The 6,979-nt window shown below is 66.4% G+C and carries 7 protein-coding genes and 1 tRNA gene; 5 read left to right on the forward strand and 3 right to left on the reverse strand.

All coding sequences use genetic code 11. The features are described from left to right. Both VAE54_RS06840 and VAE54_RS06845 read right to left on the reverse strand, forming a co-directional pair. The gene (locus tag VAE54_RS06840) at nucleotides 1–432 is read right to left on the reverse strand and encodes a response regulator (RefSeq protein WP_322801202.1); all 432 of its coding nucleotides are present in this window, start codon (nucleotides 430–432) and stop codon (nucleotides 1–3) included. Then, nucleotides 422–811 carry a response regulator gene (locus tag VAE54_RS06845; RefSeq protein WP_322801203.1) on the reverse strand — a complete coding sequence of 130 codons (390 nt, stop codon included), beginning with the start codon at nucleotides 809–811 and terminating at the stop codon, nucleotides 422–424. The genes VAE54_RS06840 and VAE54_RS06845 overlap by 11 nt, the downstream gene beginning before the upstream one ends. Before the next feature lie 479 nt (nucleotides 812–1,290). Here VAE54_RS06845 and argJ point away from each other — a divergent pair, with 479 nt between their 5' ends. From argJ to VAE54_RS06870, 5 genes are all read left to right on the forward strand, one after another. Next, on the forward strand, nucleotides 1,291–2,490 hold the full coding sequence (gene argJ / locus VAE54_RS06850) for a bifunctional glutamate N-acetyltransferase/amino-acid acetyltransferase ArgJ (protein ID WP_322801204.1): 1,200 nt from the start codon (nucleotides 1,291–1,293) through the stop codon (nucleotides 2,488–2,490). 58 nt (nucleotides 2,491–2,548) lie between these two features. Beyond that, nucleotides 2,549–3,649, forward strand: coding sequence for a M20 family metallopeptidase (locus VAE54_RS06855; protein ID WP_322801205.1), 1,101 nt, complete (start codon nucleotides 2,549–2,551; stop codon nucleotides 3,647–3,649). A gap of 31 nt (nucleotides 3,650–3,680) precedes the next feature. Next, nucleotides 3,681–3,757, forward strand: a tRNA-Val gene (locus VAE54_RS06860). A 190-nt stretch (nucleotides 3,758–3,947) separates the two neighbouring features. Continuing rightward, entirely contained in the window at nucleotides 3,948–5,276 is a 1,329-nt protein-coding gene (locus tag VAE54_RS06865; protein ID WP_322801206.1) for a hypothetical protein, read from the forward strand. A gap of 67 nt (nucleotides 5,277–5,343) precedes the next feature. After that, the gene (locus VAE54_RS06870; RefSeq protein WP_322801207.1) at nucleotides 5,344–6,429 is read left to right on the forward strand and encodes an alanine--glyoxylate aminotransferase family protein; all 1,086 of its coding nucleotides are present in this window, start codon (nucleotides 5,344–5,346) and stop codon (nucleotides 6,427–6,429) included. 29 nt (nucleotides 6,430–6,458) lie between these two features. Here VAE54_RS06870 and VAE54_RS06875 read toward each other — a convergent pair. After that, nucleotides 6,459–6,979: NTPase (locus tag VAE54_RS06875; protein ID WP_322801208.1), on the reverse strand; the 521-nt coding region annotated here is incomplete at its 5' end.

Raw genomic sequence — 6,979 nt, forward strand, 5'->3', positions numbered from 1 at the left:
TCAACCGAGGGTCCACACCCCCTCGCCGGCGAGGATGCGGCGGATTTGATCCGGGAACGCGTCGGGATCAATCGGTTTCCCGATGAAGCCATCAAACCCGGCCTCCCGGGCTCGCCGCATATTGTCTTCGGTGGCCTCCGCCGATACGGCTACCACCCGGGTTCCCTGAAAGCGGGGATCCGCGCGGATCTGGCGAAGCACCTCATAGCCATCCTCATAAGGCAGATGGATGTCCAGGAGGATGAGATCGATCCGGGGCAGCTGTCCGGCGAACTCCAGGACCTGCCAGCCGGAGGCTTTCCACTGGATGTTCCGCACCCCCAGATAGCCCAGAAGGCGCGCGATCAGCACGAAGTTCTGAAGGTTGTCCTCCACCACCAGGATCGTCGCTTCGCGGGGATCCACCGGATGCTGGATCGGTTCACCGGCCATGAGGCGCCTCCTCGCTCTTTAGGAAAGCCGCGATCTGCTCCGGCAGCGCGTCCACATCGATCGGCTTGGGGATATAGCCATCGCACCCGGTGGCCAGGGCGCGCTCCCGCGTGCCACGGATTACATCGGCCGTGAGGGCGACAATGGGGACCCCCTGGAGATGCGGCATCTGCTTGAACCGGCGGACCAGCTCATAGCCATCGATATCCGGTAGATGGAGATCAACCAGGATTAAATCGGGGCGCATGGAGCGAGCCAGATCCAACCCTCTGGGCCCATCCTCCGCTTCCACCACCCGATACCCCTCGGCCTCCAGGATCCGCCGAACCAGCAATCGGTTTTCAAAATTATCTTCGATGTATAAAATCACTGAGCCCATTGGACCTCCCGAGCGAGCGCTCGCCATCGACAGGTTCGGAACGCGCGAGTGGATCCGGGGCGCCGGCCAAGAACATTCGACAACGCGCCCGGCCCTCCCCATCCTCCCATAGGCAGCCCGCACGCAGCAGCGCTTCATCTTACATCTAATAAAATTTTCGCGAAATGGGATCATCCTGGCAAGATCGCTCTAACCCGACTGGACCACCGGCAAACCCGGCCTTCGCGTCTTCCGAAAGCCGTAGGCGGGATGGGTAAGATCTTCGAAAAGCCCTGCCCGGCGGGGCGGCCTTGGGCGGTTTGAAAATATGAACTCATAAAATTAACCGAAGAACGAGCGGGAGGGATGCGGGCATGGGAGGCCGAAGGGGGTTCCTCTACCCCCCATGGCTTCCCAGGAAAACCCGCCGGGCCACAACCGAACGGCTTATCGGAAGACGGAGCAGCGGAACGAGCGATACCCCGCATGGAGGGAACCCGATGAGCGTCACAGCGCCTCAGGGATTTCGAGCCGCAGCGGTCGCCTGTGGGATCAAAGCCAGCGGGGCGCTGGATCTGGCCCTGGTGGCCAGCACCCGCCCCTGCACTGCCGCCGCGGTCTTCACCACGAACCAGATCAAGGCGGCACCGGTTCGCTACGATCAGGCGATGCTTCTCCAGCGACGCGCAGGTTTCCGGGCGGTGGTGATCAATTCCGGGAACGCCAACGCGTGCACCGGCCCCCGCGGGCTTTCGGATGTCTATAGCGTGACCGAGTTTGCCGCCTTCCTCCTGGGCTTCCCACCGGATACGATCCTGATGATGTCCACCGGGGTGATCGGCGTCCCGCTGCCGGTGGATAAAATCCGCGCCGGGCTGATGCGCGCCGTCCCTGCTCTCTCCGAGGAGGGAGGCGAAGCCGCGGCCCGCGCCATCATGACCACCGACACCCGCCCCAAGATGGCGGTCCGCCGCCTCACGCTCCATGGGATCCCGGTGACCATCGGCGGGATGGCCAAGGGGGCCGGGATGATCCACCCCCATATGGCGACGATGCTGGCCCTGATCACCACCGACGCGGAGATCGACGCGGATCGCCTGCAGGCGCTCCTCCGCTCCGCAGTGGACGTTAGCTTCCATCGGATCACGATCGATGGAGATCAAAGCACCAACGATACGGTGATGATCCTGGCCAATGGGGCAGCGGGGGTAGCGGTGGACGAAGCTTCCATACCGCTTTTCGAGGAAGCCCTGACGGATCTGTGCGTGGAGCTGGCCAAAGCCATTGTCCAGGACGGCGAAGGGGCCACAAAGTTCGTCGAGATCCGGGTGCGGGGCGCGCGCACGCCGGAGGAGGCGCGCCGGATCGCCCGCCACATCGCCCGCTCGCCGCTGGTGAAGACCGCGTTCTATGGCGAGGATCCGAACTGGGGGCGGATCCTCGCCGCCGCGGGAGCCGCCGGTGTTTCCTTCGACCCGGACATGGTCTCCCTCTGGATCCAACGGGGGGATGAGACCCCTCTGCTGCTGTTCGACCGGGGCTCTCCTGCCTTTTACTTCGAAGAACAGGCCCGCCGCATCTTCCAGGCTCCCTCTTTCCGGGTGCTTCTGGATCTGGATATGGGAGAAGGTGAAGACTGGGTATGGACATGCGATCTTTCCCATGAATATGTGACCATCAATGGGAAGTATCGCACATAGCCGCGTGGAAACGCCCTATATGGACCGCTGCTCAACCTCCGACCGAGCGAGGAAGCGCATGGATCTCATGGAGAACCTGGAATCTTTCCTGCAGGACCTGCTCGCCCGGCTGATCGCGATCCCCTCGCCCAGCGGCGAGGAAGGCGCCCTGATCGCCTTCCTGGAGAGCTGGTTCCGGGAGCGCGGCTTTCCCGTCGCGCGCTTCCCAGTTCCCGATCACCCATGGCCCGATCTCCTCATCCATCCCCAGCCCTGTCCTCGACTGTTGATCATCGCCCACCTGGACACCGTGCCTCCGCGGGCTCACCCCCATCCTTACGAGGCCATCGAACGCGATGGCCGGATCTACGGGCTGGGGAGCGCCGATGTCAAAGGGGGGCTGGCCGCCCTGATGGCTGCCTTAGCGCTTCTGGGATCGGAACGCCTGGCCGGCTCGCCGGTCAGCATCGCCCTCACGGTGGATGAAGAAAACATGGGACGGGGGGCGGAAGCGCTGGCCCGGGCCTGCCGGCCGGAGGCGGTGCTGGCGATCGAACCCACCGATTTGACGATCCGCATCGCGGAGGCAGGGACCATGGAGCTCGAGCTGGAGATCCAGGGCCAACCCGCCCATGGCTCCGTAGTCGAGAAAGGCCGGAACGCGATCCGGGAAGCGCTGGAGATCCTGCGGGAGCTGGAATCCCTCCCCTCCATCCAGGCCCAGCACCCGTGGATCGGCCGCGGGGCCGTGACCCCCCTGTTCATCCACGGCGGCGAACGGGCGCTGGTGATCCCCGATCGCTGTGCGCTCCACCTGGACATCCGATGGCTCCCCGGCATCCCGCGGGAAACCCTTGTGGGGGAAATCGAATCCGTGCTCGCCCGCCATCCGGCATCCTGGCGCATCCTGGATCTCTCCCCTCCCTTTGAGACCCCTCCCGAGGCTCCGGCCGTTCAAATGCTCGCCGCCGCCTTGACCGAAGCCGGCCTCCCGGTCCGTTTCAGCGGGATGCCCAGTTGGACCGACGCCGAGCCCTTCGCCCGATATGGAGCCCAGGCGGTCGTCTTCGGGCCGGGCACCCTGGCCCTCGCCCACACGCCGGAGGAACACATCCCCCTTCTGGAACTCCTCCAGGCCGCCCGGGTGTTTTTCTCCCTGCTCCAGAGGGCAGTTGCCTGAAAGCCCGGATCCTGCTATAATGCCAAGGGAAGGGCGAGTAGCTCAGGTGGTCAGAGCGCACGGCTCACATCCGTGAGGTCGGGGGTTCGAGTCCCTCCTCGCCCACCACGCCGCAGCCCTCCGGCTGCGGCGTTTTATTTTCGAAGATGCGGCATGCGATGTAATGGAGCAAACCCGTGCAGTAAAATGGCCGGGGGAAATGTGCCAGAGGGGCTTCCCAGGCCCTTCCTCCATTCCTGGAAGGAACCCCCACAACCCGCCGGATCCCGGGGCAGATCCTGAGTCAGGAGCATGAAAGATGACGCTGCGCCCGCGACGAGCCAGCCCGGAGGAACGCCGGGCGATCCTCATGCTGGAGGAAACCGGCTTCGTTGGCCCGGAGCTCACCGACTATTTCCTCCGGCGATGGGGCGAAGAACGGCGGGAGCAACAGGACCGCCGGCCCATCCGGGTCGACGCTTCCCTGACCGATTTGCTGAACGGCCTGCCAGCCCCCTGGATCCACGCGATCGGTCAGCAGGTGGGCGGGGAAAAACGGTCAAGAAAGCGGGATGAGATCCCCCGCATTGCCGCCCGTCTGAAGGATCCGGGTCGGCTGCGGGAGATCGTGACGGGGCTCCCCCTGGACGCCCGCCTGGCCCTGGCCCGGGTCCTGGAGCGAGGCGGCTGGATGCCGCTGGCCGATCTGGAATGGGAGTTCGGCTCCATCGAGGGAGACGGATGGTTCTGGGAGGATCATCCGCCGAAATCCCTCCTGGGGCAGCTGCGGGTGCGGGGCCTGCTTTTCGTCGGCCGGGCCCGGGCCGGCCGGAGGCACCAGACGGTGGCCGTCGCCCCGAAGGATCTCCGGGAACCCCTGGCGCTTTTGCTGCAGGATCCCACGGTGCTCCCGCCGGAAGCCCGATCGCGGACCGCAACAACACGGGCGATCGGGCGGCTGACGGCCTTTTACGCGACCCTGAAGGACCCCCTGCTTCCCCTGGAGGATCTGACCGCGTTCCTGCAGAGCGTCCGCCCCCGCGAGGCCCTGGATGCCGAGGAGGATGTGGAGGATCTCCTCCTGGCGATGGGCGAGCTGGAGCTGAAATCCGCGGACGATCTGTCGGGCCATCATCTGAGCATCTGGATGCACCTTTTGCGTTACCTCTATGTGGGGGAAGTGCCCCTGGCCCGCAAGCGCCGGATGCTGCGGACCACGGCGCGGCTCTACCGGTTCCTGGCGAAGCGAGGGCGGGTGATGGCCATCACGGCGGAGCGGATCGAGCAGGCGGTTGCGGAGATGACCGCCCCGGCGCGGGGGCTGCAACCGATCCTGCCACCGCCGCCCATGGGCGGGGAGGTGATCATGAGGATATGGGACCCGGAAGGGAACGTGCACCGACTCACCATGAACGATCGATGGCTGGTGATCGCCTGTGCCGCGCTGTTCCAGGGGGATTGGGAGGCCATGGAACGGGAGGCCGCCATGGTTCAGGACGGGGCGCGCAAGCAGGAGCGGATCCGCTGGCTCCGCCGGTCCCCCCCAGCGATCTGGAGGGAGCTGCTCTCCTTCGCCGATCCAGAAGATGTGGACTTCGCCCGGGAGTGGTTCTACAACCATGAGATGTCGGAGCTGAGCGTATGGTGAGAAAAGATCGCCACGGAGGATCCAGCGCATTGTGATCGAAAGCCGGTAAGGGCATGGAGGCGTCCCCATGCGCACCTATGCGATCCCCCTGGTTCCGGGGCCGACGACGGTGCCGCCCGAGATCCGGGCGGCCTATCAGGAGGACTACGGCTCGGCGGACCTGGAGCCGGAATATTATGCGCTCTACGCCGAGACCCAGGAGATGCTTCGGACGATCCTGGGGACCCGGAACACCGTTGTCCTGATGACCGGGGAGGCCATGGTAGGGCTCTGGGGAGCGCTGAAGAGCACGCTGCGCCCCGGGGATCGGGTGGTGGCGGTGGCCACAGGGGTCTTCGGCTACGGCATCGCCGACATGGCCCGCCGCATCGGCGCCGAGGTCGAGGTGGTGGGATTCGACTACGACGAGGCGGCGGATCCCGAGCGGGTGGAAGAAGCCATCCGCCGGGTCCGCCCGAAGATGGTCACCATGGTGCATGGTGAGACGCCCTCCGGGATCCTCAACCCGGTGGCCGAGGTGGGGGCGCTGGTCGATCGCTACGACGTGCCGCTCTTCTACGTCGACGCCGTCTCCAGCGCCGCCGGGGTTCCCCTGCGGGTGGATGACTGGCGCATCGATCTGTGCCTGGTGGGCACCCAGAAGTGCCTCTCGGCGCTGCCGGATCTGGGGATCGTGGCGGTGAGCGAGCGGGCGTGGGAGATCGTGCGGGAGGTGGACTATGCGGGCTACGACGCCCTGGGCCCCTTCCGCACCGCCCTGGAGGACCGCTGGTTCCCCTACACGCCATCCTGGCACGCGCTGGCGGCCCTGAATGTCGCATGCCGGCGGGTGCTGAAAGAGGGCCTGGAGAAGGTTTTCCGCCGCCACGCGGAGGTGGCCGCCTATTGCCGGGAGCGGTTGAAGGCCATGGGGCTTCGCCTCTTCCCCCGACGGGAGGAATGGTCTTCCCCCACCGTCACCGCGGTCTACGTCCCGGAGGATCTGCCCTGGCCGGAGCTGGATCGCCGCCTGCGGGCGCGGGGGATGGCCGTGGGGGGGAGCCTGGGCCCGCTGGCCGGGAAGGTGTTCCGCATCGGCCACATGGGCGCCCAGGCGGATCGGGAGCTGGTGCGGCGAGGGATGGACATCCTGGAGGAGGCGATCCGGGGGTAGCGCCGTCCCCTCCCGCTTGCCGCGCCTTCTCATGCGGACGATCGCACCCGCTGAATCCATAGGAGCGTGCGGGCCAGGAGCGCCTCCCGCTGGGCGGGGGTGAGCTCCCAGAGCTCCACGCCGGGGCGGCGTTTGAAGGCGTCGGCCCATGGGTGGGGGCTCCGGGTGATGGTGGCGATCAGCGGGCGGGGGCTGGCGACGACCGCTTCCAGGGCCTCGCGGAAGGCACGGCTGAACAGCTCCATCTTCCCGATCTCATCCACCAGCACCACCTCCTTCTCCGCGATGGCCTCGCGGATCGCGGCCACGCCCAGACGGTCCAGGGCATCCACATCCACCCCGTATCGCCCGACCCGATTGGGAACCCGCCCGGCCCAGTCCACGTGGGCGAAGGGGGCGGACCGTCCGTCCAGGGTGACCAGGCGGAAGCCCAGGCGACCCTGCGGGCCCCGGATCTCCTCGGTGTAGAATCCGCCGGCCCGGTCGCCGAGGGCTTCGGCCACCCGACGGATCAGCGTGGTCTTGCCCACGCCAGGCCGTCCGGTGATCA

Origin of the sequence: Thermoflexus sp., assembly GCF_034432235.1 — a bacterium.
Lineage (GTDB): Bacteria > Chloroflexota > Anaerolineae > Thermoflexales > Thermoflexaceae > Thermoflexus.